The organism is Micromonospora sp. DT178, from assembly GCF_049841695.1.
In the GTDB taxonomy this organism is placed as follows: domain Bacteria; phylum Actinomycetota; class Actinomycetes; order Mycobacteriales; family Micromonosporaceae; genus Micromonospora.
Genome location: NZ_JBNCKV010000007.1, coordinates 293,366 through 318,261, shown reverse-complemented (window position 1 = coordinate 318,261; position 24,896 = coordinate 293,366). Strand labels below are relative to the sequence as shown.

At 73.8% G+C, this 24,896-nt stretch carries 21 protein-coding genes; 5 read left to right on the top strand and 16 right to left on the bottom strand.

Translation table 11 applies throughout. The annotated features are described in order from the left end of the window. Positions 1 to 738 carry a MerR family transcriptional regulator gene (locus tag ACLQ22_RS16335; RefSeq protein WP_425693025.1) on the bottom strand — a complete coding sequence of 246 codons (738 nt, stop codon included), beginning with the start codon at positions 736 to 738 and terminating at the stop codon, positions 1 to 3. A 180-nt stretch (positions 739 to 918) separates the two neighbouring features. Here ACLQ22_RS16335 and ACLQ22_RS16330 point away from each other — a divergent pair, with 180 nt between their 5' ends. Then, complete coding sequence (locus ACLQ22_RS16330) at positions 919 to 3,192, top strand: ATP-binding cassette domain-containing protein (RefSeq protein ID WP_425693024.1); 2,274 nt, start codon at positions 919 to 921, stop codon at positions 3,190 to 3,192. Positions 3,193 to 3,290: 98 nt separating this feature from the next. Here the strand turns inward: ACLQ22_RS16330 and ACLQ22_RS16325 are convergent, their stop codons facing one another. Together ACLQ22_RS16325 and ACLQ22_RS16320 are read right to left on the bottom strand one after the other, a co-directional pair. Next, the gene (locus ACLQ22_RS16325; RefSeq protein WP_425693023.1) at positions 3,291 to 3,710 is read right to left on the bottom strand and encodes a protein-tyrosine phosphatase family protein; all 420 of its coding nucleotides are present in this window, start codon (positions 3,708 to 3,710) and stop codon (positions 3,291 to 3,293) included. A 181-nt stretch (positions 3,711 to 3,891) separates the two neighbouring features. Further along, positions 3,892 to 4,503 (bottom strand): helix-turn-helix domain-containing protein, encoded by a 612-nt coding sequence (locus ACLQ22_RS16320; RefSeq protein WP_425693022.1) that lies wholly within the window; start codon positions 4,501 to 4,503, stop codon positions 3,892 to 3,894. An 80-nt stretch (positions 4,504 to 4,583) separates the two neighbouring features. On the opposite strand from ACLQ22_RS16320, the gene ACLQ22_RS16315 reads away from it, so the two are divergent. Next, positions 4,584 to 5,603, top strand: a complete 1,020-nt coding sequence (locus tag ACLQ22_RS16315; protein ID WP_425693021.1) for an NAD(P)/FAD-dependent oxidoreductase — start codon at positions 4,584 to 4,586, stop codon at positions 5,601 to 5,603. A gap of 575 nt (positions 5,604 to 6,178) precedes the next feature. Beyond that, positions 6,179 to 7,516, top strand: a complete 1,338-nt coding sequence (gdhA, locus tag ACLQ22_RS16310) for an NADP-specific glutamate dehydrogenase (RefSeq protein ID WP_425693020.1) — start codon at positions 6,179 to 6,181, stop codon at positions 7,514 to 7,516. A gap of 25 nt (positions 7,517 to 7,541) precedes the next feature. On the opposite strand, the gene ACLQ22_RS16305 is transcribed toward gdhA, so the two are convergent. The 5 genes from ACLQ22_RS16305 to ACLQ22_RS16285 form a co-directional block, all read right to left on the bottom strand. Then, positions 7,542 to 9,332 carry a substrate-binding and vWA domain-containing protein gene (locus tag ACLQ22_RS16305; protein WP_425693019.1) on the bottom strand — a complete coding sequence of 597 codons (1,791 nt, stop codon included), beginning with the start codon at positions 9,330 to 9,332 and terminating at the stop codon, positions 7,542 to 7,544. A gap of 115 nt (positions 9,333 to 9,447) precedes the next feature. Next, entirely contained in the window at positions 9,448 to 10,773 is a 1,326-nt protein-coding gene (locus ACLQ22_RS16300) for a protein kinase domain-containing protein (protein ID WP_425693018.1), read from the bottom strand. Between the two features lie 242 nt (positions 10,774 to 11,015). Beyond that, a complete protein-coding gene (locus tag ACLQ22_RS16295; RefSeq protein WP_425693017.1) occupies positions 11,016 to 11,663 on the bottom strand; it encodes a hypothetical protein in 648 nt (215 codons plus the stop codon). Positions 11,664 to 11,676: 13 nt separating this feature from the next. Beyond that, positions 11,677 to 13,455, bottom strand: a complete 1,779-nt coding sequence (locus tag ACLQ22_RS16290) for a DUF4012 domain-containing protein (protein ID WP_425693016.1) — start codon at positions 13,453 to 13,455, stop codon at positions 11,677 to 11,679. Between the two features lie 121 nt (positions 13,456 to 13,576). Next, positions 13,577 to 14,800, bottom strand: a complete 1,224-nt coding sequence (locus ACLQ22_RS16285; RefSeq protein ID WP_425693015.1) for a glycosyltransferase family 4 protein — start codon at positions 14,798 to 14,800, stop codon at positions 13,577 to 13,579. A 162-nt stretch (positions 14,801 to 14,962) separates the two neighbouring features. Here ACLQ22_RS16285 and ACLQ22_RS16280 point away from each other — a divergent pair, with 162 nt between their 5' ends. Further along, positions 14,963 to 15,517: a low molecular weight phosphatase family protein gene (locus ACLQ22_RS16280; protein WP_425693014.1), complete on the top strand. Its 555-nt coding sequence runs from the start codon at positions 14,963 to 14,965 to the stop codon at positions 15,515 to 15,517. Here the strand turns inward: ACLQ22_RS16280 and ACLQ22_RS16275 are convergent. Next, a complete protein-coding gene (locus tag ACLQ22_RS16275) occupies positions 15,498 to 16,958 on the bottom strand; it encodes a polysaccharide biosynthesis tyrosine autokinase (RefSeq protein WP_425693013.1) in 1,461 nt (486 codons plus the stop codon). The two genes, ACLQ22_RS16280 and ACLQ22_RS16275, sit on opposite strands and share 20 nt — an antisense overlap. Positions 16,959 to 17,290: 332 nt before the next feature. Here ACLQ22_RS16275 and nhaA point away from each other — a divergent pair, with 332 nt between their 5' ends. Beyond that, a complete protein-coding gene (gene nhaA / locus ACLQ22_RS16270; protein ID WP_425693012.1) occupies positions 17,291 to 18,613 on the top strand; it encodes a Na+/H+ antiporter NhaA in 1,323 nt (440 codons plus the stop codon). 78 nt (positions 18,614 to 18,691) lie between these two features. Here the strand turns inward: nhaA and ACLQ22_RS16265 are convergent, their stop codons facing one another. The 7 genes from ACLQ22_RS16265 to egtA all read right to left on the bottom strand — a co-directional run bounded on the left by ACLQ22_RS16265 (position 18,692) and on the right by egtA (position 24,697). After that, the gene (locus ACLQ22_RS16265; RefSeq protein ID WP_425693011.1) at positions 18,692 to 18,982 is read right to left on the bottom strand and encodes a hypothetical protein; all 291 of its coding nucleotides are present in this window, start codon (positions 18,980 to 18,982) and stop codon (positions 18,692 to 18,694) included. Further along, complete coding sequence (locus ACLQ22_RS16260) at positions 18,979 to 19,341, bottom strand: DUF1622 domain-containing protein (protein WP_425693010.1); 363 nt, start codon at positions 19,339 to 19,341, stop codon at positions 18,979 to 18,981. Before ACLQ22_RS16260 ends, ACLQ22_RS16265 begins: the two co-directional genes overlap by 4 nt. A 38-nt stretch (positions 19,342 to 19,379) precedes the next feature. Beyond that, positions 19,380 to 19,967 (bottom strand): TMEM165/GDT1 family protein, encoded by a 588-nt coding sequence (locus tag ACLQ22_RS16255; RefSeq protein ID WP_425693009.1) that lies wholly within the window; start codon positions 19,965 to 19,967, stop codon positions 19,380 to 19,382. A 260-nt stretch (positions 19,968 to 20,227) separates the two neighbouring features. Continuing rightward, positions 20,228 to 21,193 carry an L-histidine N(alpha)-methyltransferase gene (gene egtD / locus ACLQ22_RS16250; protein WP_425693008.1) on the bottom strand — a complete coding sequence of 322 codons (966 nt, stop codon included), beginning with the start codon at positions 21,191 to 21,193 and terminating at the stop codon, positions 20,228 to 20,230. A gap of 45 nt (positions 21,194 to 21,238) precedes the next feature. Further along, a complete protein-coding gene (gene egtC, locus ACLQ22_RS16245) occupies positions 21,239 to 21,985 on the bottom strand; it encodes an ergothioneine biosynthesis protein EgtC (RefSeq protein ID WP_121398650.1) in 747 nt (248 codons plus the stop codon). A 145-nt stretch (positions 21,986 to 22,130) separates the two neighbouring features. Continuing rightward, entirely contained in the window at positions 22,131 to 23,468 is a 1,338-nt protein-coding gene (gene egtB, locus ACLQ22_RS16240; RefSeq protein WP_425693007.1) for an ergothioneine biosynthesis protein EgtB, read from the bottom strand. Next, the gene (gene egtA / locus ACLQ22_RS16235; protein ID WP_425693006.1) at positions 23,465 to 24,697 is read right to left on the bottom strand and encodes an ergothioneine biosynthesis glutamate--cysteine ligase EgtA; all 1,233 of its coding nucleotides are present in this window, start codon (positions 24,695 to 24,697) and stop codon (positions 23,465 to 23,467) included. Before egtA ends, egtB begins: the two co-directional genes overlap by 4 nt. Positions 24,698 to 24,896: the final 199 nt, after the last annotated feature.

Here is a 24,896-nt window from a genome sequence, read left to right as displayed (position 1 = left end):
TCACCCGGGCAGGGCCGGGTCGCGGTGCCCCAGGTAGTCGTGGAGCGCCGCCGAGGCGCGCAGTCGTCGCAGGCTGCGCCGGTGCAGCTCCTGCTCCCGCTTGGCCAGCTCCGCGTGGACCCGCTGGGCGCTGCCGGTGGTGCGCAGCTCGCCGAGCACGGCCGCGACGATGTCGAACGGGTACGCGCCCCGGCGCAGCAGCGCGACGACCTGCGCGGCGCGCAGCTCGGCCGCGTCGTACACCCGGTAGCCGGTGCCGCGCTCGCGGACCGGCCGGAGCAGGCCGCGCTGCTCCCACAGCCGTAGCTGCGAGGTGCGGACGCCGACCAGGTCGGCGACCTCGCCGATGCGGGCCCCGCGCCGGGGCGCCGGCAGGACGGCCGCCGGGCTGGTCACCACGGTCTCGAACGCGCCGAGCACCCGCCGGATGTCGGCCCGCTCCCGGTCCAGCTCGGCGTGGCCGGCGTCGAGCGCCGCCAGTGCCGCCGCCAGATCGCCCCGGTGCACCGCGGCCATGACCTCCCGGGTACGCGCCCAGCCGTGCCCCTCGGCCATCCGCCGGACCACCGCCAGCGCCCGCACGTGGTCGTCGGTGAAGACGCGGTAGCCGGCGGGGGTGCGCTCGACCGGCGGCAGCACGCCGAGGTCGACGTAGTTGCGCACCTGCTGGACGGAGATGCCGGCCGTCGCCGCGACCTCCGCCCCCCGCCACCGTCCGGCCCGTCGTCCCGCAGCCACCACCGGGCCACCCTATCCGTCTCCACGTGGTTTGAGACTTTCCCCCCTGCTTTGGGCGGTGGTGGCCGTTCATCGAGGTGAAACCCTCCACGGGCGGTTGAATGAGACGATTGAAGGCGGCCTGGCCCCCGTAGATGTACCTCGGGCGGGACTCCGCCCACGATCTCGCGAAGGGTTCGCATGCAGCAGCCAACACGGTCCGCCGCCGACAGTCACGACATGATCGAGGTACGCGGAGCCCGGGAGAACAACCTCGCCTCCGTCTCGGTCGACATCCCCAAGCGCCGGCTGACCGTCTTCACCGGCGTCTCCGGCTCCGGCAAGTCCTCCCTGGTCTTCGGGACCATCGCCGCCGAGTCGCAGCGCCTGATCAACGAGACCTACAGCGCCTTCCTCCAGTCGTTCATGCCGAACCTGAGCCGCCCCGACGTCGACTCGCTGCGCAACCTGAGCGCGGCCATCGTCGTCGACCAGGAGCGGATGGGCGCGAACTCGCGCTCCACCGTCGGCACCGCCACCGACGCGTACGCGATGCTGCGCATCGTCTTCAGCCGCCTCGGCACCCCGCACGTGGGCGGGGCCGGCGCGTTCAGCTTCAACCTCGCCGAGGGCATGTGCCCGACCTGCGAAGGCCTCGGGCGGGTCTCCGACCTCGACGTCGACGAACTGGTCGACCGCGAGCGCTCGCTCAACGACGGCGCGATCAAGGTGCCCAACTTCGCCGTCGACTCGTGGTACTGGCAGACCATCGTCAACTCCGGGCTGTTCGACCCCGACACCAAGCTCCAGGACTACACGCCGCAGCAGTGGGAGGACTTCCTCCACAAGCCGTCCACGAAGATCAAGGTGGGCAGCAACAACTGGACGTACGAGGGCCTGGTGGTCAAGGTGCGCCGGCTCTACCTGGCCAAGGACCGCGAGTCGATGCAGGCGCACATCCGCGCGTTCGTCGACCGGGCGGTCACCTTCACCACCTGCGCCGACTGCGGCGGGGCCCGGCTCAACCAGGCGGCCCTGTCCGCCCGGATCGCCGGGCGCAACATCGCCGAGTGCTCGGCGATGCAGATCAGCGACCTGGCCGCGTTCGTCCGCGCCGTCGACGACCCGTCGGTCGCCCCGCTGATCGGCAACCTGCGCGACCTGCTCGACTCGCTGGTCGAGATCGGCCTCGGCTACCTCAGCCTGGACCGCGAGTCCGCCACCCTCTCCGGCGGCGAGGCGCAGCGGGTGAAGATGGTCCGGCACCTCGGCTCCAGCCTCTCCGACGTCACGTACGTCTTCGACGAACCGACGGTCGGCCTGCACCCGCACGACATCGCCCGGATGAACGACCTGCTGCTGCGCCTGCGCGACAAGGGCAACACGGTGCTGGTCGTCGAGCACAAGCCCGAGACGATCGCCATCGCCGACCACGTGGTCGACCTCGGGCCCGGGGCCGGCACGGCCGGCGGCAGGGTCTGCTTCACCGGTGACGTCGCCGGGCTGCGCCGCTCCGACACCCTCACCGGCCGGCACCTCGACCACCGCGTACGCCTGCGGGAGCACGTCCGCCGGCCGACCGGCCAGCTGTCGATCCGCGACGCCGACCTGCACAACCTGCGGGACGTCAGCGTCGACATCCCGCTCGGGGTGCTGACCGTGGTGACCGGGGTGGCCGGCTCCGGCAAGAGCTCGCTGATCCACGGCTCGCTGCACCGCCGCGACGGCGTGGTGGTCGTCGACCAGTCGCCGATCCGGGGTTCCCGGCGCAGCAATCCGGCCACCTACACCGGCCTGCTGGACCCGATCCGCACCGCCTTCGCCAAGGCCAACGGGGTCAAGGCCGCGCTGTTCAGCGCCAACTCCGAGGGCGCCTGCCAGACCTGCAAGGGCATCGGCCTGGTCTACACCGACCTGGCGATGATGGCCGGCGTCGCCTCGGTCTGCGAGGGGTGCGAGGGGCGGCGCTTCACCGACGAGGTGCTCACCTACCGACTGCGCGGGAAGAACATCAGCGAGGTGCTCGCGATGCCGGCCAACCAGGCCCGGGACTTCTTCCCCGGCGGCGCCGCCCGGGCGATCCTCGACCGGCTGGTCGACGTCGGCCTCGGCTACCTCACCCTGGGCCAGCCGCTCAACACCCTCTCCGGCGGCGAGCGGCAGCGGCTCAAGCTGGCCATCCGCATGGCCGACAGCGGGAGCACGTACGTGCTCGACGAGCCGACCACCGGCCTGCACCTGGCCGACGTGGACCAGCTGCTCGCCCTGCTGGACCGGCTGGTCGACGCCGGCAACACCGTCGTCGTGATCGAGCACCACCAGGCGGTCATGGCGCACGCCGACTGGCTCATCGACCTCGGGCCGGGGGCGGGGCACGACGGCGGCCGGATCGTCTTCACCGGCACGCCGGCCGATCTCGTCGCCCACGGCGACACGCTGACCGCCCGTCACCTGCGCGAGTACGTGGGCCGCTGAGCCACCGGCCGGGCGGAGCCGACCCTCCGGACGCCGCACCGGGGCGGGAACTTGGCGGCCACGGGGTCGGCGGTGGCGACGACCTCGCGGATGGTGCGTCAGGTGAGGCGGCGCAGCCAGCGACGCTGCCAGGGCGTCTCCACGGCCCGCGGACGGTAGCTGGTACGCACCCAGTCCACCGCCCGCTCGGGCGGCAGCCCGTCGAGGATCGCCAGCGCCGCCAGCGCGGTGCCCGTACGCCCGGTGCCGCCCCGGCAGGCCACCTCCACCCGCTCGCCGCCATGGGCGCGGCGCAGCGCCTCGGTCAGCGCGTCGACCGCGTCCGCCCGGTCGACCGGAACCCAGAAGTCGGGCCACCGGATCCGCCGGTGCGGCCAGGCGGGCGCCGGTCCGGGCGCCAGCAGCAGGGCGAAGTCGGCGGGCGACGCCGGGTCCGCGATCCGCCGCCCTCGCACCTCCACCCCGCTGGGCAGTACGACGACACCCGGCTGCTCGCCCCACACCCGCTCATCACCCATCCACCAATCCTCCTCCGCTCACCCGCTCACCCGCTCACCCGCTCACCCGCTCACCCGCTCACCCGCGTCGATCATGAGGTTAGCGGCGATGTTGATCTCCACCGGTGCCGCCAACCTCATGATCACCGGGGGTAGGAACGGGTGGGAGGGGCGGGTGGGAGGGGCGGGTGGGGTGGGTGGGTCAGCTGGGGTGGGGGCGGTAGGGTGGGGGTTGGGTCCTCGGGCGGGCGCGTAGGTGGGCGCGTTCGCCCTGCCTGCCGAAGAGGCTGAGGAACTCGACCGGCTCCGCGTCGGCCGACCCGAACCAGTGCGGTACGCGGGTGTCGAACTCCGCCGCCTCTCCCGGCGTGAGCACGAGGTCCTGGTCGCCGAGGACGACCCGCAGCCGCCCGTTGAGGACGTAGAGCCACTCGTAGCCCTCGTGGGTCTGCGGATCGGGCTCCGCCCTGCGACCGCCGCCCGGGATCACCAGCTTGTACGCCTGGATGCCGCCGGGCCGGCGGGTCAGGGGCAGCATGGTCATCCCGTGGCGGGTGACCGGGCGCAGGTGGATGCGCGGGTCGCCGGTGGACGGGGCGTCGACGAGTTCGTCGAGCGTGACGCCGTGCGCCCTGGCCAGCGGGAGGAGCAGTTCGAGGGTGGGTCGGCGGGCACCGGACTCCAGCCGGGAGAGCGTGCTCACCGAGATGCCGGTCGCCGCCGACAGGTCGGCCAGGGTGGTCTCCCGCTGCCGGCGCAGCGTGCGCAGCCGGGGCCCGACCGCGCCGAGCGCCTGGTCCAGGTCGTCGTCCATGCGGCCATCTTGCCACTATGGCAACAATGTTTGCCACCACGGCGGCTGCATCCGCATGGTGGTCGCGGGAGGTGGTCACGGTGACCGATCGGTTGGACGGCAGCTACGACGTGGTGGTGATCGGGGGTGGCGCCGCGGGGTTGAGCGGGGCGCTGACGCTGGCCCGGGTGCGGCGGTCGGTGGTGGTGCTCGACGCGGGCGCTCCGCGCAACGCCCCCGCCGAGGGCGTGCACGGGCTGCTGGCCCGCGAGGGGATCCGGCCGGCCGAGCTGCTGGACCGCGGCCGGGCGGAGGTCCGAGGCTACGGCGGCCAGGTGGTGACCGGCGAGGTCGGCGCCGTGGCTCGCGACGACGGCGGCTTCACGGTGACGCTGGCCGACGGTCGGACGGTCCGTGCGCGTCGGCTGCTGGTGGCCACCGGGCTGGTGGACGAGCTGCCGGACGTCCCGGGCCTGCGCGAACGGTGGGGCAGGGACGTCCTGCACTGCCCGTACTGCCACGGCTGGGAGGTCCGCGACCGGGCCATCGGCGTGCTGGCCAGCGGGCCGCTGTCCGTGCACCAGGCGTTGCTGTTCCGGCAGTTGAGCGCCGACGTGACGTACTTCGGCCACACCATGCCGCCGCTCACCGACGAGCAGGCGGAGCAGCTGGCGGCCCGCGGCATCGGCGTGGTGGACGGCGAGGTGGCGGCCGTGGAGATCGCCGACGACCGCCTCGTGGGCGTACGGCTGGGCGACGGCACGCTCGTGCACCGCGAGGCGCTGGCCGTCTCGTCGCGGATGGTGGCGCGCGCCGGTTTCCTCGCGGCGCTCGGGCTGCGACCGGCGGAACACCCGGCGGGGATCGCCGAGCACGTCCCCTCCGACGCGACGGGCCGCACCGACGTGCCCGGGGTGTGGGTCGCCGGCAACGTCACCGATCCGGCGGCCCAGGTCGGTGCCGCCGCGGCGGCCGGCGTGTTCGCGGCGGCCCAGATCAACGCCGATCTGGTCGCCGAGGAGACCCGGCGGGCCGTCGCCGCCCACCGCGACCCGTTCTCCGGGAGGTCGGAGGCGGCCCTCTGCGAGCAGGTGGTGGGCGACCGTCGCCACGGCCTGTGACGTCGCGGCAGGCGCCGGCTGGGCCGCCGCGCCGGAAGCACGGCGGCCCAGCCGGGACCACGGCGGCCCAGGTAGGAGGCGGCCAGGCGGGGAGCGCGGTGGCCCAGGCGGGAGCACCGCGGCCCAGCCCGGAGCGCGGCGGTTCAGGCGGGAGGCGGTCCGACGCGGGCGCGGGCCTTCCTGGCGCACGCGTCGAGCACGAGACGGGAGTCCAACCCGAGGCTCTCGATGGCGACCAGCGCGGTGTACGCCACGTCGCCAGTTCCGCCGCCACGTCCTCGCGGCTGTGGGTGACACCCTTGCGCGGGTTCTGACCGAGCAGACCGATCCAGGCGCTCGCCGCCTCCCCTGCCTCCTCGGTCAGTTTGAGGATCCGGCAGGTCATTTCGGTCTGCCCGGTGCCCGTGGGCGGCGTCCAACCAGCCGCGCGAGGCCCGGACCGCGTCCCAGATCGACTCGTCCACGCGACCAGTGAACGGACGGAGGTCACGGTCCGTATCGCGGGACGGTTGGCGGGTAACCGGGTCCGGGTGGTAGCAACAGGGACTACCAGCGCAAGCGAAGGGACGTGTCGTATGCCGGAGACCGTGGAGACGGTGTTCACCAGCGTGGTCGCCCGCAATCCGGGCGAGCCGGAATTCCACCAAGCGGTACGCGAGGTGCTGGAGAGCATCGGCCCGGCGCTGGCCCGACACCCCGAGTACGCCGAGGCGCGGATCATCGAGCGGATCTGCGAACCGGAGCGGCAGGTCATCTTCCGGGTGCCGTGGGAGGACGACCGCGGCCGGATCCAGGTCAACCGGGGCTTCCGGGTGGAGTTCAACAGCGCCCTCGGCCCGTACAAGGGCGGGTTGCGGTTCCACCCGTCGGTCTACCTCGGGATCGTGAAGTTCCTCGGCTTCGAGCAGATCTTCAAGAACGCGTTGACCGGGCTGTCGATCGGTGGTGGCAAGGGCGGCGCGGACTTCGATCCGAAGGGGCGCTCGGACCGGGAGGTGATGCGGTTCTGCCAGAGCTTCATGACCGAGCTGTACCGGCACATCGGCGCGGAGACCGACGTGCCGGCCGGGGACATCGGCGTGGGTGGCCGGGAGATCGGCTACCTGTTCGGCCAGTACAAGCGGATCACCAACCGGTACGAGTCCGGGGTGCTCACCGGCAAGGGCCTGGCGTACGGGGGCGCGCAGGTGCGCCGCGAGGCGACCGGCTACGGGGCGGTCTTCTTCGCCGACGAGATGCTCAGGCAGGTCGGGGACAGCCTGGACGGCAAGCGGGTCGTGGTCTCCGGCTCCGGCAACGTGGCGATCTACGCGATCGAGAAGGTGCACCAGCTCGGCGGGAAGGTGGTCGCCTGCTCCGACTCGTCCGGCTACGTCCTGGACGACAAGGGCATCGACCTGGAGCTGCTGCGGGAGCTGAAGGAACAGCGCCGGGCCCGCCTCGACGACTACGCCCGGCACGTGCCGCACGCGGTGGCGGTCTCCGGCCGTACGGTCTGGGAGGTGCCCTGCGAGCTGGCGCTGCCGTGCGCGACGCAGAACGAGATCGGCGGCGCGGAGGCCGCGGCGCTCGTGGCCGGCGGCTGCGTCGCGGTGGTGGAGGGCGCGAACATGCCCACCACGCCGGAAGCGGTCCGCATCCTCGGCCGGGCCGGGGTGCGCTTCGCGCCGGGCAAGGCGGCCAACGCCGGCGGGGTGGCGGTGAGCGCGCTGGAGATGCAGCAGAACGCCAGCCGGGACTCGTGGACGTTCGCCGAGTCGGAGCAGCGGCTGCGCGGGATCATGCGGAACATCCACGACCGCTGCTGGAGCACCGCCGAGGAGTACGGGCTGCCCGGCGACTACGTGGCCGGGGCGAACATCGACGGGTTCCGCCGAGTGGCGGAGGCGATGCTGGCCCACGGCCTCATCTGACCGGGCGGCCCCTCCGGGCGCCGACTCAGAAGCTGCTGACCAACTTCACGAACGCCTCGTCGATCTTGGCGGGGTCGGTGGCGTCGAACGCCTTGCCCGACGACGCCTTGGCGATCCGGTCGAGCGTGTCGAACTGCGAGTCCTTGTCGAAGGCGATGCAGAAGACCTTCACCGGACGCTGCGGGTCCAGGGTGACGTCGGCGAGCAGCCGGGCCAGGTCGTTGTCCCGGGGGTACTCGTTCTTGCCGTCGGTCAGCACGACGACCGCGTTGATCCGTTGCGGGTCGTACCGCTCGAGCATCTGCTTGTGGGCGGCACGGACCGTCGCGTAGAGCGCGGTTTCCCCCGCGACGTGCAGGCCGGCGATGCGGCTGTTGATCCGCTTCTGGTCGAAGTCGCCGAGCCGGACCTCCTCCCGGTACGGGCCTTCGGGCCGCTTCTTGGTCTCCGAGGAGAACGACCAGAGCCCGACCCGGTCCTCGGAGTTGAGCAGCGCGAGCCCCTTGGCCGCCGCCGCCGAGGCGACCTGGAAGCGGGTGCTCTTGCCGACCGGGGCCAGCATCGACCCGGAGGTGTCCAGCGCGATCAGGATGTTGGCCTTCTTGCGCAGCGTGCCCCAGCCGTCCAGCATCGCCTCGACCACCTCCGGGTTCGGCGGCGCGAAGTAGGACAGCCCGCCGTCGGGCTCGGCGCCGACGCTGGCGAGCAGCTCCGCCGAGGCCCGCCGCTCGTGGTCCCGGAAGCCGAGGCGGGCGAAGCTCTTCTGCTGGTCGTCCTCGGTCAGGAACTTCAGGAAGTCGTCCGCCGCCGCGCGCTGCCGTTCGTCGGCGGAGGGGAGCACCACGAACGGGTGGTCCAGGTTGAAGGTGCCCTCCTTCGGGTGTACGGCCACCAGCGGGACCTTCGGCCGGGGGCCCCGCTCCTGGCCCTCCTGGCGCGGGCTCAGCCCGCCCTCGTTGTAGAGGTGGACCAGCTCCTCCTGCATGACGATGGCGCTCATGTCGCCCGTGCCGGCGCCCGTACCGGTCAGGTCGGCCTCAGCGAGGTCGCGGAGCAGCTCCACCGAGTCGTCGCTGTAGTGCGACACGTTGGCCTCGATCTGCCGGACGAACCGGGTCACCTTCGGGTCCGACAGGTCCGACTTGGTCAGGTCGCTGGAGCGGTTCGCGGCGGCGTAGTAGGTGGCGATGGTCGCCGCCAGACCCGAGGTGGAGAGGTTCGGGTTGTCCTTGCCGAAGGTGAAGCGGCCCCACTCCGGCCGGCCGAAGCCCGCCCAGCCCTGCCGCCCGGAGAGGCCGAGGATCTCCCCCCAGCCCAGCGGCCCGCGCCCGCGTACCAGCTCGCCCTTCGGCTGCGGCATCGCGATGACCAGCGGGCTGTTGGCGATCGACGGGTACCGGTCCGGCGTCTGCGGCGGCCGCCCGGCGGCCTCGTCGAGCAGCCGCAACTGGCCGGTCCACAGGCTCGACGTCGGCAACCAGACCTGCGGCTCCGGCAGGTTGGTGCCGCTCCAGCCGACGGCGAGCGCCTCGGTGGCCTTGCCCGAGTTCAGGGCGCTGACGTGCACCTGGGCGCAGCCGCCGCCGTCGAGCGTCCGGTCGCTGTCGTTGTACCGCGCGGCCAGCTCGACCAGCAGCGCCGCCTTCTCGGTCGAGGAGTTGACGTCCAGGCGGACGGCGCAGTCGGCCCGGGACCGGTCGCTGCCCGCGTCCTGCTGCCGCACGAGCACGAACGCCCCGCCGATGACCAGCAGCCCGGCGGTGACGGCCGCGGTGTACGGCAACCACTGTCGTGCACGTGTCGGGGCTGGGGTCATGGCGACGTCCTCCTCGGCGGTCAACTGGTGGCAGTCAACCTATCGGTGCGGCGCCACCGGCGGTGCCCGACCCGGCGTCCGGGACGCCCATCCCCGCCCACCTGCGCACCTTCGGTCAGTGGCGGTCGGAGCGGCCGCCGAGGACCGTCGCGACCAGCAGCCGCACCGCGTAGACCACGACGAAGGTGGTCGCCCCGGCGGCCGCCGCCCCGTCCACCGCGCTCGACGCGACGTAGCCGGCCGCGGCGCCGACCGAGCCGAGGAAGATCGCGGTCGAGATACCCCAGGCGTCGGTCGACTCCCGGCGGAGCCGCCGCCCCCAGCCGCCTTCCGCCTGGTCGGCGGGCGCGGAAGCCGTGGACGGGCTCTGCTGATGTCGCACCGGTTCCGGCCGCGTCGCCGGTGCCGTACCGACTCGCGTCGGCGCCGTCGGTTCCGGCCGGACCGCCGGTGCCGTACCGACTCGCGTCGGCGCCGTCGGTTCCGGCTGGGCCGGCGGCGGATCCGATGCGGTACGGGGCAACGGCAGCGGCTGGTTCGGCGTCGGCGCGCCGGCGGTCTCGTTGCCCAGTTGGAGCACGGTATCCCGGCGCAGCGGGCCCGCGTTCCGGACGTCCTGCCCGAGCAGCCGCATCAGCACCTGCTCGGCCTCCGGCCGCTCCGCCGGGTCCTTGGCCAGGCACTGCCGGATCAGCTCGTCCAGGCCCGGTGGCAGCGCGGGCAGGTCGGGCGGCTCGTTGAGCACCCGGTGCATCACCGCGAAGAGCGAGTCGTTGCCGAACGGTGGCCGGCCCCCGGCGGCGAAGGCGATGGTGGCGGCCCAGGCGAAGACGTCGCAGGGTGGCCCGACCGAGTCGTTGCGGAACCGCTCCGGGGCCATGTACGCGGTGGTCCCCATCACCCGGCTGGTCACCGTCTCGGTGACGCCCAGGGCGCGGGCGATGCCGAAGTCGATCACCCGGGGACCGTCCCGGCCGAGCACCACGTTGTCGGGCTTCAGGTCGCAGTGCACGATGTCGGAGCGGTGGATCGCGGCGAGCGCGGTGGCCGTACCGACGGCGAGCCGGTGCAGCGCGTTGCCGGCGACCGGGCCCTGCTCGCGGACGTGCCGGAAGAGGGTCGGGCCCTCGATGAACTCGCTGACCACGTAGGGTCGTTCGCCGTCGACCTCGGCGAAGAGCACCTGCGCGGTGCAGAACGGCACGACGCGGCGCGCCGCGGCGATCTCCTTCATGAACTGCGACCGCGCCCGCAGGTCACTCAGGTCGATGTTGATCATCTTGACCGCCACCCGGTGGCCCTGGTCGTCCTCGCCGAGGTAGACCACTCCCTGGCCGCCCGCGCCCAGTCGGCCGACCAGCCGGTAGGGGCCGGCGGTCACCGGGTCGTGCGTCCACAGTGGCGCCAGCCCCGGCACCGGCGCGCCGGCCAGTCCTGTCATCCCGACTCCATCGATGTCGTGTCCCCTGCCACCCGACGGCGGAGGACACGGTCATGGTGCCATGTCCCCGCCTTCCGGCCGAGGGTGCCCGGACGGCCGGCCGACATTGCCCGGGCGGGGCGCGGCGGGCCGGCGCGGCGGGGCGGGGCGAGACGGCACGGGGACGAGCTGGCGCCCGTCGGGTGTCCGACGGGCGCCAGCCGTTTCGCGGTGTCCGGGCCTGCCCGGAGGGAGCTTCACCGTCAGCGCGCGGCTCCCATGCCGAAGCGGTGACGCTTGCGCCAGACCAGCGACAGGAGCAGGAGCACCGCGCCGGCGCCGACGAGGCCGCCGCCGAACTTCATCGGCGTGCTCAGGCTGTCGCCCGTGACGGGCAGCGGCGGCGCGTGCTTCTTGAGCACGGTCAGCGTCGCGGTCGCCACCCGGTCGTACGTCTGGCCTTCGGCCCGGAAGGTGTACGTGCCGTGGTGACGCGGCGTGTAGGTGGTGCGGAAGTAGCCGTCATCGTCAGCCGTGACCTCCAGGGTCCTGGGGCTCGGCTGGGGTGCCCGCTGGAACGAGACCGGCGCCATGGCGACGATCTCGCCGTCGCTGCGGCGCGCCTGGTCGGCGCCCGGCACGGCGGCGGCGAGCGGCGACGTGCTGACGGTGATGATCACCGTCTCGCCCGGCCCCCAGCCCCTGCCGATCAGGGTGGCGGTCTGGCCGACCACGACGGTCGGCGGGGTCACCGTGAGTGTCGGTGTCGGGGTGCCGCCCGGCGGATAGACCGGGGGCTGTGGCGTTCCGGTGCCGGGCGCCGGCTGCGGCTGCGCCGCCCCCGCTGCGGTCGGCGCGGCCAGCACGGCCAGACCGACCGTGAGCGCCATGATGATGCGGGATAGCCGCATGATTGGTTCCCTCCTACTGATCACAGCTTGGTGCGGAAACAACTTGGGTGGTCCATGGGGTGGCGGTGGGGGTCAGCCACAGCTCGGCGGTACCGACGCCGGTGGTCGCCGTCAGGACGGTGACCTCCAACGTGCGGGAGTCCCCCGGGCCGACCTCGACGTTGGCGGTGCTCACCTGGCGGCGCCGTTCGATGCCGCTGCCCACCGCCGTCTCGACGCCGTCCAGACGGGCGGCGAGCACAGCTCCGCCGGCGGGGCTGTGCACCGACACCAACGTGCGGACGGTGTACGGGTCACCGGCCAGACCGAGGCCGAGGACCGACTCGCTGAGACCCGACTTCGGCGCGGACGAACGCAGGGTGACCCGGAGTCGGAGCTCCCGGCGGCCGTCGGGCCGGCAGTCGCCGACCGCCAGGGTCGCCGACGGCCGGAGGTAGTAGCCGAGCTTCGCGCCGCTGCCGTCGTTGAGGAACACGCCGACCGTCGGCACGGTGTCCTTCTCCGGAAGCGCCCCGGCCATCCGGCTGTCGCCGATCTTCCGTTGCTCTTCGTGTCGGGCACTCCAGAACAATATCCGGCGTTCAGTGACAGCACGGTCAAATGCGGACAATAACGCCTTCGCGTCTACTTTCTTCGTAACCAGTGCGTCGAACACGGCGGCGGCGGAGGCGGCGAAGAAGGCGTCCTGTTTCTCGTTGTCCATCCGCTGGTAGCTGTCGCTGAGCATCGTCTGCACGACCTTCTCCGCGGCCAGCGGGACACCGCCGGGCACCATCACCGGGCCGGTGGCCTTGAGCAGGTACGACAGCACCACCGGGTCGACGGCGAGCACGCCGTCCACGGTGGTGCCCGTACGCCGCCGGAACATTTCCCGGTAGAGGGCGGCGGCGGTCGGGAAGTGCGGGGTGAGGTTGACGTCGGCCGGGTAGATCCCGGGCAGGTCGGCCCAGAGGCTGCGCACCTCGGCCGGCACCTTGAGCGGTGGCTCGAAGCGGCCCAGCGTGCTGCTGGTGCCCTGCCGCCCCATCCGGACCCGACCGTCGGCCGCGTGGATGACGGCGTACGCGCCGATCATGCCGCCGGTGGCGCGCAGCTCGGCGGGGTTCTGGGAGACCACCAGGTAGGTGCGGGGGCCGTCGGCACCCAGCAGGGGCGGAAGCAGGCGGGTGGCCTGGTCCGCGGCGGCGGTCAGGCCGGCCAGCCGATCGATCTCGCCCCGCAGGTCGCCGAGCGCCTGCCGGACCTGACCGACCAGACCGTCGGTGGGCACCGTCGCGAGGCTGTCCCGGGCGCCCTGCACCGTGGCGTTGACGCTGGTCAGCTCGGTCGACAGGGCGCGCAGCCGGTTCACGTCCAGCCGCCCGCCCGCCGGCACCAGGCTGGTCAGGTCGGCGCGCAGCAACGGCGGGAACGCCTGCCGGGCCAGGTCGTCGATGGCCACCGAGATCTGCCGGACGGCGGCCAGGTTGTCCCCCGCGTAGGGGGTGTGCCGACCGAGCCACCAGCCGGGGTCACCGGTCGCCGCCCGGGCGCTGCCGGACTGCTCCTGGAGCGCCGCGAGGGTGCGCTGCGCCCTGGCGGTGTCGCCCCCGACCACCTGGGCGCTGAGCTCCCGGGCCAGGCCGGCGGCGTTGAGCAGGTGGGCGCGGGCCTGCCAGCCCCGCAAGCCCACCCAGCCACCAGTCAGCAGCAGCAGGGAGCCCACCACGAGGGCGGCGAGCAGGGCCCGGCGCAGCTGCCGCCGCCGGCGGGAACGGCCACGCCGTCGACGCGGTATCGCGCTCTCCGTCACACCACACGTCCTTCCCGGGGAACGGAGCAGCGGACCCCGTTCCGCTGCCGTTCCCCACTGCTAACGATCGTTTTCACCCGGAGATGACGCACTTGACCGGTATGCGAGCCCCGCTCGCCGTTCACCGGACGCCGGGGCGCCCGGCGGCCGCCTCGTACAGCAGCCGTTCGATCCGTTCCACGCCCGCCGACATCGACATCTCCCGCAGGTACGCCTCCCGGCCGCGCCGCCCCATGTCGGCCCGGGCGGGCGGTGGGATGGTGGCGGCCAGCCAGAACCGGTCGGCCAGGCTCGCCCAGTCCCCCGGTGGGCAGGAGAGCCCCGCCCGGGCCCGCTCCACCAGCTCGGCGGTGTCGCCGCCGGCGGAGGCCACCACGGGCGCGGCGCAGGAGAACGCCGCCTGGAGCTTCGCCGGCAGGGTGCTGCGCAGCTCGGGCAGGTCCCGCAGCATGACGAGCTGGTAGTCGGCGGCGGCGTACAGGTCCGGCATGTCCGGCGGAGAGCGCCGCTCGACGAAGCGCACGTTCTCGGCGCGCAGGTCGGCGGCGAGCCCCCGCACCCGCCGCTCGTCCGCGCCAGATCCCACCAGGACGAGGTCCACCGTGTGGTCCAGCGCCGCCGCCGCCCGCACCGCGGTCTCCAGGCCCTGCCGGGCGCCGATGGTGCCGGCGTGCATCACCACGCAGCGCTCGTCGCGACGGACCAGCCGGTGGGCCGCACGGCTGGGCCGGGCGGGATGGAAGATCCGCTCGTCGGTCCAGTTGAGCACCACCCGCACCCGGCTCGGGTCCGCGCCCGCCGCGACGACCCGGTCGCGCAGCGACGGCGCGGCGACCGCGATCCCGTCGGCGGCCCGGTAGACACGCGCCATGGCGGCGGCGATCCGCCCGGCCCACCGCCCGTTCTCGGCCCCGACCGGGTCGTCCTCCGCCCAGACGTCCTGCACGTGCACGACGGTCGGCACCCGGCCCAGCAGGCGGAGCAGGCCCGCCGCGGCGAAGGCGTTCGCCGGCGGCAGGTGGACGTAGAGGGCGTCGACGTCGGCCAGGAACGACCGCCCGGTCACCGCCGCGCTGCCGGCGAACGACAGGTGACCGGCCATCCGGCCGCGGAGCGAGCCGTCGCCGGCGGAGTAGCGCGGGACCCGCCGGACGGTCAGCCGCTCGCTGCGCGTCTCGTGCCGCCAGCGCTGCCGCCAGCCCGGGTAGACGTGGCCGCCGGGATAGTCGGGGAAGCCGGTCAGCACCTTCACCTCGTGCCCCCGGACGGCGAGTTCCTCGGCGAGACTGCCCGGGATGAACGCCGGCTCGGGCGGGAAGTGGTACGACAGGATCCCGATCCTCACCGCCCCGCCTCCGTCCGGTGGGGACTCCTCGGCGCGGCACCGTGACGTGGACGCGTCCGGCCCGCGTACGATGCCGGCATCCCCTCCACGTCCGGCCGGTTCCGACGGCCGGCGGCCGCCGCGGCGCCACCGTCCGCGACGGCACCGACGAGAGGGGTCCGCATGGTCGACCGGGTGCTGTTCGTCTGCCACGCCAACCTGTGCCGGTCACCGATGGCCGAGTACATCGCCCGTCGCCTGTTGGCCGGGCGCGCGGTGACGGTCGCCAGCGCCGGCACGGACGCCGTCGACGACCTGCCGATGCACCCGTACGCGGCGGACCTGGCGGCGGAGACCGGCGGGGATCCCACCGACTTCCGCAGCCGCCGGCTGCGCCGGGAGCACCTGGTCGGGGCGACGCTGGTGCTGGCCGCGACGCGCCGCCAGCGCTCGGTGTGCACCGCCCTCGCGCCGGCCGCGCTGCACCGGACGTTCACCCTCCGCCAGTTCGGCCGGCTGGCCGCGGCCGCCGACCCGACGACGGATCCGGCCGACGGTCCCCTGCGGGCGGCGGTCGAGGCGGCCGCCCGCGCCCGGGGGCGGCTGCAACCCGCCACCCCCGACGCGGACGACCTGCGGGACCCGATCGGCGGCACCGTCGCCGACTTCCGACGCTGCGCGGAGGAGATCGAACGGTCGATGCGGCCTCTCGCGGCGCTCATCGCGACAGCCGGGTGAGTTCCTGCGTACGGTCGCTGACGACGCCGTCGATCCGCTCCGCGTGCCGGGCGGACGGAGCCGTGTCGGCCGGCACGTCCGGGTTCGCGGCGGCGGCGACCACCCGGTAGGCCTCGTACTGGTACGCCTCGGCCTTGGCCACCTTCGCCATGTTCAGCACGCAGCCGAGCAGCCGGACGGAGACCGAGTTCAGGGCGCGGGCGGCCTGCGCCACCTGGCTGCGCGAGGTGCGGCCCTGCTGGGAGACCAGGAGCGCGCCGTCGGCCTGCACGGCCACCACCACGCCGTCGGTCACGGCCAGCAGCGGGGCGGTGTCGATGATGACGATGTCGGTGGACTCCCGCAGGGCGAGCAGCAGGTCCGCCATCGCCTTGGAGCCGAGCAGCTCGCTGGGATTGGGCGGCGCCGAGCCGCTCGGGAGCACCAGCAGGGACTTGTCGCCCCAGCGCTGCACCACGTCACCGACCTGGACGTCGCCGACCAGGACGTCGGTGAGCCCGATGCCCGCGTCGAGCCCCAGGTAGTCGGCGACCTTGGGGCGGCGCAGGTCGGCGTCGACCAGCAGCACCCGCCAGCCGGCCTCGGCCAGGGCGATCGCCAGGTTGCAGGAGAGCGTGGTCTTGCCCTCGCCCTGGAGGGCGCTGGTGACCGCGATGACGCGGGCGGGCTCGTGCACGTCGACGAAGCGCAGGTTGGTGCGCAGCTTGCGGACCGCCTCGGCCCGGGCGGAGTTCGCCGCCGCGCCGACGATCAGCGGCTCCGACTTCGCGGTGCTCTCGAAGGGGATCTCGCCGAGCAGTGGGCTGCCGGTGGTGCGCTGGAGGCCGGCGGCGTCGCGCAGGCGGACGTCGGCGACCCCGCGCAGGATCGCTAGGCCCACGCCGGCGAGCAGGCCGAGCAGCGTACCGACGGCGAAGTTGCGGACCGGCTGCGGCGAGACGGGCGTCGGGGTGACCCGGGGCCCGCTGACCACCTCGATCCTGATCGGGCCGGCCTTGCCGTCCGAGGTCGTCTCCACCTTCTGCACCAGCAGGACGAACTGCGCGGAGAGCAGTTCGGTGATCTTCAGGGCCCGGTTCTGGTCCGTGTCGGTCACCGACGCGCGCAGCAGCACGGTGCCGGTCTCGGTGGACGTGCTGACCCGACGCTGCACCTCCTCGGCGGTCAGCCCGACCGGGGCCTCGGCGACCACGCTCTGCGCGAGGCGGTCGCTGGTCAGCAGCTCCGCGTACGACTTGACCCGCTGTTGGAGGAAGAGGCCGCCCTGGTAGGCGTCGGTGACGCCCTGGCTGGGCGTGGTGACGAAGAAGGTCACCGAGGCGACGTAGCGGGGCTGTGCCCGGACGGTGACGAGTGCGGTGACACCGAGCGCGACCATGACGGTGAGGAGCACGATCCACCAGTGCCGGCGCACGAGGCGGAGTTGGCGGTACAGGTCCATCAGGCGCGCCTCCGTACCAGGCCGGTAACGCCAAAGAACTTCACGAAAACCCCCAAGGTCGACTTAATCTCGTGAAACCATTAAAGCCACTCATGCGGCTTATGTCCCGAGTTATGTGTTTTCACCCCTTGACATCCGCCCCCGACCCACCATCGGACAAACGGGTGGACGGGGTCCCGGGTGGCGGGGAGAGACCGACCGGACGTGACGTCGCCGGCAATCGCCCGTCCCGACTCGCCGGTCACGGCGGCGCTGGATAGGGTCGACAACGGTGTGCCGGGAAGCCTGGTCGGCGTCGACCCCTGCTGCCCGAGACAAGGTGGATCCCGCGCATGACCGACCGCGCCCCGCACGCCGACCGCCCCCGCCCGCCCCGCCGGTTCTTCTCGCGTACGTCCTGGCCGGAGGCCCGGTTCCTGGCCGACGTGCTGCGGACCGAGACCGTCGGCGGCGGCCTCCTGCTGCTCGGCGCGGTGATCGCCCTGGTCTGGGCCAACTCGCCCTGGGGGTCCTCCTACGCCGCTCTCGGCGCGTGGGTGCCCTGGTCGGGCGGGGCGGCCCTGCACCTGGACCTGGACCTGGCCGCCTGGGCCGCCGACGGCCTCCTGGCGATCTTCTTCTTCGTCGTCGGGCTGGAACTGAAGCGGGAATTCGTCGCGGGTGAACTGCGCGACCCGCGCCGGGCGGCACTGCCCGTGGTCGCGGCGGTCGGCGGCATGGCGGCGCCCGCCCTGATCTACCTCGGGGTCAACCTCGCCGCCGGTGGCGACGGGCTGCGGGGGTGGGCCATCCCCACGGCGACGGACATCGCCTTCGCCCTCGCCGTGCTGGCCGTCATCGGGTCCCACCTGCCGCAGGGCCTGCGCGCCTTCCTGCTCACCCTCGCGGTGGTCGACGACCTGCTCGCCATCACCATCATCGCGATGTTCTACACCGCCGACTTCAGCCCGCTACCGCTGCTCGCCTCCCTGGCCCCGATCGCCGTCTTCGGCCTGATCGTGCAGCGGCGCAGGACCTGGTGGTGGGCGCTGATCCCGTTGGCGGCCACCGCGTGGGTCCTCATGCACGCCTCCGGGGTGCACGCCACCGTGGCGGGCGTCCTGCTGGGCTTCACCGTGCCCGTCCTGCGGGGCAAGGCCGGCGACGCGCACGGGCTCGCCGAGCACCTGGAGCACCGCTGGCGCCCGATCTCGGCCGGTTTCGCCGTGCCGGTCTTCGCGTTCTTCGCGGCCGGGGTGTCGCTGCGGGGCGCCGACCTGGGGGCCGTCGTCACCGACCCGATCGTGATCGGCGTCGTCGCCGGTCTGGTGCTCGGCAAGGTCATCGGAATCTTCGGCTCGACGTTCCTGCTCGCCCGGTTCACCCGGGCCCAGCTCGACGAGGACATCACCTGGACGGACCTGCTCGGCGTGGCGCTGCTCGCCGGCATCGGGTTCACCGTCTCCCTGCTGATCGGCGAACTCGCGTTCGGTCCCGGCAGCGTCGCCGCCGACAACGTCAAGGCGGCCGTGCTGACCGGCTCGGTGATCTCCGCGCTGCTCGCCACGGTCGTGCTGACGCGGCGCAACGCCGCCTACCGGCGGATCGCCGAGGCGGAACGGGTGGACGCCGACCGCGACGGCGTGCCGGACGTCTACCAGCGCGGGCAGGGCTGAGCCGGCCGACGCGCCGCGCGCCGGCCGCCGTGGTCGCCGGGCCTGCCGTCGCTGCTGGTGGCAAGGGCCCGGCGTCGTTCATCCGGCCGCGTCCGGAGCCCGCCCCGGCGGGTTCCGGACCCGCCCCGGCGGCCCGGCCGGCGCGCCGGCGGTGAGCGCGGCCCAGAGCAGCCGGCGCAGCAGGACGATCGCCGCCGCCGCGGCCAGGGCCGTCCAGCCCTGGCCGCCGGCCAGCCGCAGCAGCCCCGCGGCGGTCAGCAGGTCCAGCAGCACCCGCATCGCGCACCGCCAGGAGCCTGTGCCCAGCAGCACCGCCAGCCCCGCCAGGGCGGCGAGGGCGGTGGTGGCGGTGACCAGGGCACGGATCACCCGGGGCGCTCCGACTCCCGGACCTGCTGCTGCTCCTGGCGGATCTCCCGACCCAGGAAGTAGTTCAGCGCGGTCCGGATCGCGGCGATGGCCGCCAGCTGGCCGATCTGGGCGAAGGTCGGCGAGACCGCCGTACGCAGGATGTCCGCCGCGAGCTGGAACTCCAGCCCGAGGGTGAGGAACCGCCCCAGGGAGAGCCGGATCGGGGTGAACACGGCGGCGCTGCGGTGCCGCAGTCCCTCGACCACGAACCGCAGCGCCGCCCACGCCGCCCCGACGAAGATCACCACCGCCCCGGCGACCTCCACCGCGGTGACCAGGGCCTGGTAGCCGTGGCGCAGGATCTCCTCGACGCCCATCCGCTGGCGTTACCCGGCCAGCCCGGCGGTAGTCGGCGTCAGGTGAGCTGCGTGACGGCCTCCAGGATCAGCCAGAGCCCGCAGATCGCGAAGAGCACCGCCGCGCCGTACTTGATGGTCTTCTCCGGCAGGCGCCGGCCGAGCATCCGCCCGACGAGGATGGCGAGCGCGTCCGCCGCCACCATGCCGATCGTCGAGCCGAGCCAGGTGCCGAACCAGCCGTACTGGGTGGCGAGGGTGATGGTGGCGAGCATGGTCTTGTCGCCCAGCTCGGCCAGGAAGAACGCGACCGACACCGCGACGATGGCGGACTTGCTGGTCTTCTCGGCCTTGCGCTTCTCCTCCTCGGTGAGGGTGTCACCGCGCAGGGTCCAGGCCCCGAAGCCGAGGAACGCCACGCCCGCGACGAGCGAGATCCACTCCGTCGGCAGCGCGGCGCCGAGCCCGTAGCCGATCGCCACCGAGGCCAGGTGCACCACGGCGGTGGCGACGGTGATCCCGATCAGGACCGGTACGGTTTTGAAGCGCGTGGCGAAGGTAAGGGCCATCAGCTGGGACTTGTCCCCCAGCTCCGCGACGAAGATGACGCCGAAGCTGACCACCAGCGCGACGAGGAAACCTTCCATGACATCCTTCCGGATCAAGCCGGGAGGAGGTACGGGGGCGCCCTCGACCCGGCTGCAACAGCCTGGGTCGAAGGTCTCGCCCGCCTCGGATGACGAGGCCGCGTGGCCGGATGCGGAACGCACCAGTGTGTCGACCACGACATTGGGGGCTACTCCCCTTCGCGCCGCCCAGCCTAGCCGATCACCGGTCGGGCCGGCCCCGGCGGGTGAAGATGCTCACCCGGGGCGACCGGCCCCGGTCACCCGGCGCGGGCCACCGGTCACTCGGCGCGGGCCAGGGTGACGCCGAAGAGGCCGTCCGGGTCGGTCCAGAAGGCGTGGGCGGCGAAGCGGGCCGAGCCCAGCTCGGCGGCGATCCCCTCGGGCCGGAACTTCGCCGACACCTCCGTGCGCAGCTCCTCGCCCTCGGCGAAGTCGACAGTCAGGTCGAGCACCCGGACGCGCATCGGCCGCCGCGCCCGCAGGCGCATCTCGATCCACTCCCGCTGCGGGTCCCAGAGCGCGACGTGGGCGAACCCCGCCGGATCGAAGTCGGCGCCCAGCTCCCGGTTGACCACCCGCAGCACGTTGCGGTTGAACTCGGCGGTGACCCCGGCCGCGTCGTCGTAGGCCGGCACGACCACCGCCGGGTCCTTGACCAGGTCGGTGCCGATCAGCAGCCAGTCCCCCGGCTCCAGCGCGGCCCGCATCGCCGCGAGGAACCGCGCCCGCTCGGCCGGCAGGAGGTTGCCGATCGTGCCGCCGAGGAAGATCACCAGCCGGCGCCCGCCGGTCGGCAGGCGGTCCAGGTGGCGGGTGAAGTCCCCCACGATGCCGCGCACCCGCAGCCCGGGGTAGTCGGCGGCGATCTCGGCGGTGGACTGCCGCAGCGCGCTGACCGACACGTCCAGCGGCACGAACGTGCCGAGCCCGCCCCGGCGGGTGAACGCGTCCAGCAGCAGCCGGGTCTTCTCCGACGAACCCGAACCGAGCTCGATCAGCGTCTTCGCCCCGGTCAGCTCGGCGATCGCGGCCGACCGCTCGACCAGCACCGCGCGCTCGGCCCGGGTCGGGTAGTACTCCGGCAGGCGGGTGATCTCCTCGAACAGCTCGCTGCCGCGGGCGTCGTAGAACCACTTGGGGGGCAGCCACTTCTCCTCGGCCGTCAGGCCGGTGCGGACGTCCTCCCGCAGGCTGCGGCCCAGGTCCTGCTCCTCCAGGTGGATCTCCAGCGGCTCCGCGCTCATGTCGTCCCCTTCGTCGTCGGGTGGAACGTCCCTGTCGGCCGGCGGTCAGACCTCGGCGAGGGCGCGGACGCGTACCCCCGTGGCGGTGGCCTCCACCAGTTGCCCCTCCGGCACCGCCTGCCAGCCGGGGTCGTCGTCGTGCGGCTCGGACGCCAGCAGCACCGAGGCCGGCGTCGCGCGGATCGACAGCGCGTGCCCGGCCACGCTGGCCACCACGGTGCGCCCGTCGGTGAGCAGCAGGTTGAGCCGGGACCCGGGTGCCGCCCCGGCCGCCGCCGTCACGGTCTCGGCGATCGCGCGCGCCGGCTTCACCCCGGCCCGCAGCCGGTGCCGCACCAGCGCCCACAGCAGCGCCGAGTCCGTGGCCGCGTCGAGGGTGAGCAGATCGCGTACGGGCAGGGTCGCGGCGAGCGGGACCATCGAGTCGGGCCAGCCCCGCACCACCCCGTTGTGGCTGAACAGCCACCGCCCCTCGGCGAACGGGGCGGCGGCCCCGTCGAGGACCGCCATGCCCACCGTGGCGGAGCGGACGGCGGCCAGCACCGCGCCGGCCGAGGTGACCTGCGCGAGCTGGGCGATGGTCGGATCGCTCCAGATCGGCTGCGACCGCCGGTAGCGCACCGGCTCACCGTCGCCCGGGTACCAGCCGACGCCGAAGCCGTCGGCGTTGATCGTCCCGCCGCCGCGCATGTCGCGGGGCGCCCAGGACTGCCGCACGAGGGAGTACGGCGGATCGAACAGCAGTTCCCGCAGGGTGACCGGCGGCCCCAGGTACGCCAGGTGGCGGCACATCAGGCGGCACCGCCCGGCCCGGCGGCGCGGTGGCCCGGCTGCCGGCCCCCGGCGCCGCCCGGTCCCCGGTCGAGGCGGCCCCGGTGTGGGCCCCGAACGAGGGCGCACAGCCCGTACGCGACCCGGCCGTCCGGCGGCCCCGTCCTCATGGCTGCGACTCCTCCGGCCGGGCGTCCCGCGCGCAGCGGAAGCCGCTGAAGATCTGCCGCCGGATCGGGAAGTCCCAGTTGCGGAAGGTGCCCCGGCAGGCGGCCCGGTCGGTGCCGAACGATCCGCCGCGCAGCACCCGGTGCTCGTCGCCGAAGAAGACCTCCGAGTATTCGCGGTAGGGAAACGCGGTGAAGCCGGGATGCCCCCGAAACGGGGTGGAGGTCCACTCCCAGACGTCGCCGATGAGCTGGTGCACGCCCAGCGGCGAGGCGCCGGCCGGGTAGGCGCCCACCGGGGCGGGCCACAGGTGCCGCTGGCCCAGGTTGGCGTGCTCGGCGGTGGGTTCGTCGTCGCCCCAGGGGTAGCGACGGGAGCGGCCGGTGACCGGATCCCAGCGGGCCGCCTTCTCCCACTCCGCCTCCGTCGGCAGCCGCCTGCCCGCCCAGGCGGCGTACGCCTGCGCCTCGTGGTAGCAGACGTGCACCACCGGCTCGTCGTCGCGCACCGGCGCCCACCGCCCGAACCGCCGATAGGCCCAGCCGTCGCCGTCGCGTCGCCAGTGCATCGGCGCGACCAGCCCCGCCTCCTGACGGTGTTGCCAGCCGGCCGGGCTCCACCAGCGCGGGTCCTCGTAGCCGCCGTCGGCGATGAACTCGCGGTAGCGCCCGTTGGTCACCGGCGCCGCGTCGATGGCGTACGCCGGCAGGTGGACCCGGTGGGCGGGGCGCTCGTTGTCCAGCGCCCACGGGTCGGTGTCGGTGCCCATGGTGAACTCGCCGGCCGGCACCAGCACCTCGGCGTCGACCCGGGCCGTCGGTTCCGGCGGTGGCGGGGCGTGCAGCACCGCCGGGCCGGCGCGGAGCTGGTGGGTGGCGAGCATCGTCTCGTCGTGCTGCTGCTCGTGCTGCACGATCATGCCGAAGGCGAAGCCGTCGGCGAGCAGCGGCCGGTCGGTGAACGCGACGCGGTCCAGCAGGTCGAGCACCTTGTCCCGGACGGTGTGCAGGTAGGCGCGGGCCTCCTGCGGGGGCAGCAGCGGCAGCGCTGGGCGGTCCCGGCGGGGCTGCTTGAACGCGTCGTACAGGTCGTCGATGTCCCGCCGGACGGGTTCGCGCCCGCCCACGTCCCGGACCAGCCAGAGTTCCTCCTGGTTGCCAACGTGGGCGAGGTCCCAGACCAGCGGGGACATCAGCGGCGAGTGCTGCCGCACCAGGTCGGCCTCGTCGACCGCCTCGGTCAGCAGGGCGGTGCGGGCGCGGGTGCGTTCCAGCTCCGCCGCGATCCGGCTGCGCAGCTGCTCCGGGCCCGTCCGGCGCGTGGTCGCTCCGGTCACCGGTGACTCCTCCCCGCGGCGTCCCGTCGCCGCCGTACGCCTCGGTCGATGTCGTCGTGCAGGGCCGCCGGCAGGTCGAGCCGGGGCAGGGCCGCGAGGGCCAGGTCGAACAGGTCCGCCGCCGCGGCGGCCAGCGCCGGGTCGCGCAGGCCGTGGCGGGCGGCGGCGTGCCAGCGGTGCGCCACCGGCCCGGCGACGGCGCGGGCCGCGCGGACCGTGACGGGGTCGGCGAGCAGGACGGCCAGCACCGCGAGCGGGAGCACCCAGCCCCGGCCGGGCTGCGTGTCGAGGTAGCGCAGCTCCAGGTAGCCCCGGGGTCGCACCGGCGGAAAGAGGGTGCTCACGTGGTAGTCGAGGTCGTCGGTGGTGGGCGGCCGGGGCAACGCCCCGTCGACCCAGTCGGCGAACGTGATCCCCGGCGGCGGCGTCCAGTCCGGGCCGTCGCCGCGCACGCAGAGCAGCGGTGCGGCGAGGACGTACCTGGTCCAGGCCGTGACCGGGTCGGCGTCGCTCTGCGGCGTCCACACCGGACGGGTGCGGGCCGGGTCGATGCCGTACCACGCGGCCATCCGGGCGGACGCCCAGCCGGTGCTGCGCCCGGCGTGCCGGTCGGCGGTGGCGAACGCGGCCAGCAGGGGCGGCCCGAGCGCGTGCACCGCCGCCCAGCGCTCCGGCAGGTGCTCCGGCTCCCCGGCGTCCAGGCAGACCTGGAGACCGGCGGTGCTGTACATCATCGTCCGGCCGGCCGGGCCGCGCCGGTCGAAGACGTGGCGCATGGCGCGGTAGCGGGGGCCTTCGACGACCGGGCGGGGCGGCCGGTGCGGGTCTATGCCGCTGCGTCCGAGGACCAGCCCGGCGGCGTCGAGCAGGCCGCTCAGCTCGGCGATGTCGCCGTCGGTGGCGTGGATGAGGGTGGCGAGCGAGGAGCGTGGCGCGGTGGAGATCTCCAACTGCCCGCCGGGCTCCACGGTCACGGTGCCACCGTGCGGGAGCGGCTCGGCGGGACTCGCGCTGTCGAGGGTGCGGGGGCTGTGTCGCCCCAGGGCCGCCCGGAGCCGCTCGCCGTCGACCGGGCGGGCGGGGTCGGCGGCGTCGTGCACGGTCCATTCGAGTTCGACGCCGGTGCGGGTCGGCGGGCCGGTCTTGAAGCAGATGCGCGCGAGGTGGCCCTCGGCGGCGGCGGACTCCCGCAGGACTGTGGTCCGGTCGAGCTCCGGCGACGTCACCACGGCATGGCCCCCTTCCCGGCCGGCTTCCGTTCCGTGTCACCGTAACGCCACCCACCGTCATCGGCGCGGGCGTCGGTGGCCCCACCCACTTCTGTCTAGCAGACGAATTCCGCGCGACAGGCCGGAACGTGCAGCGGAAACGGGCGGCCCCGCCCGTCGCGACGGGCGGGCAGAATCAGCGGCCGGGACCGACCGCGAG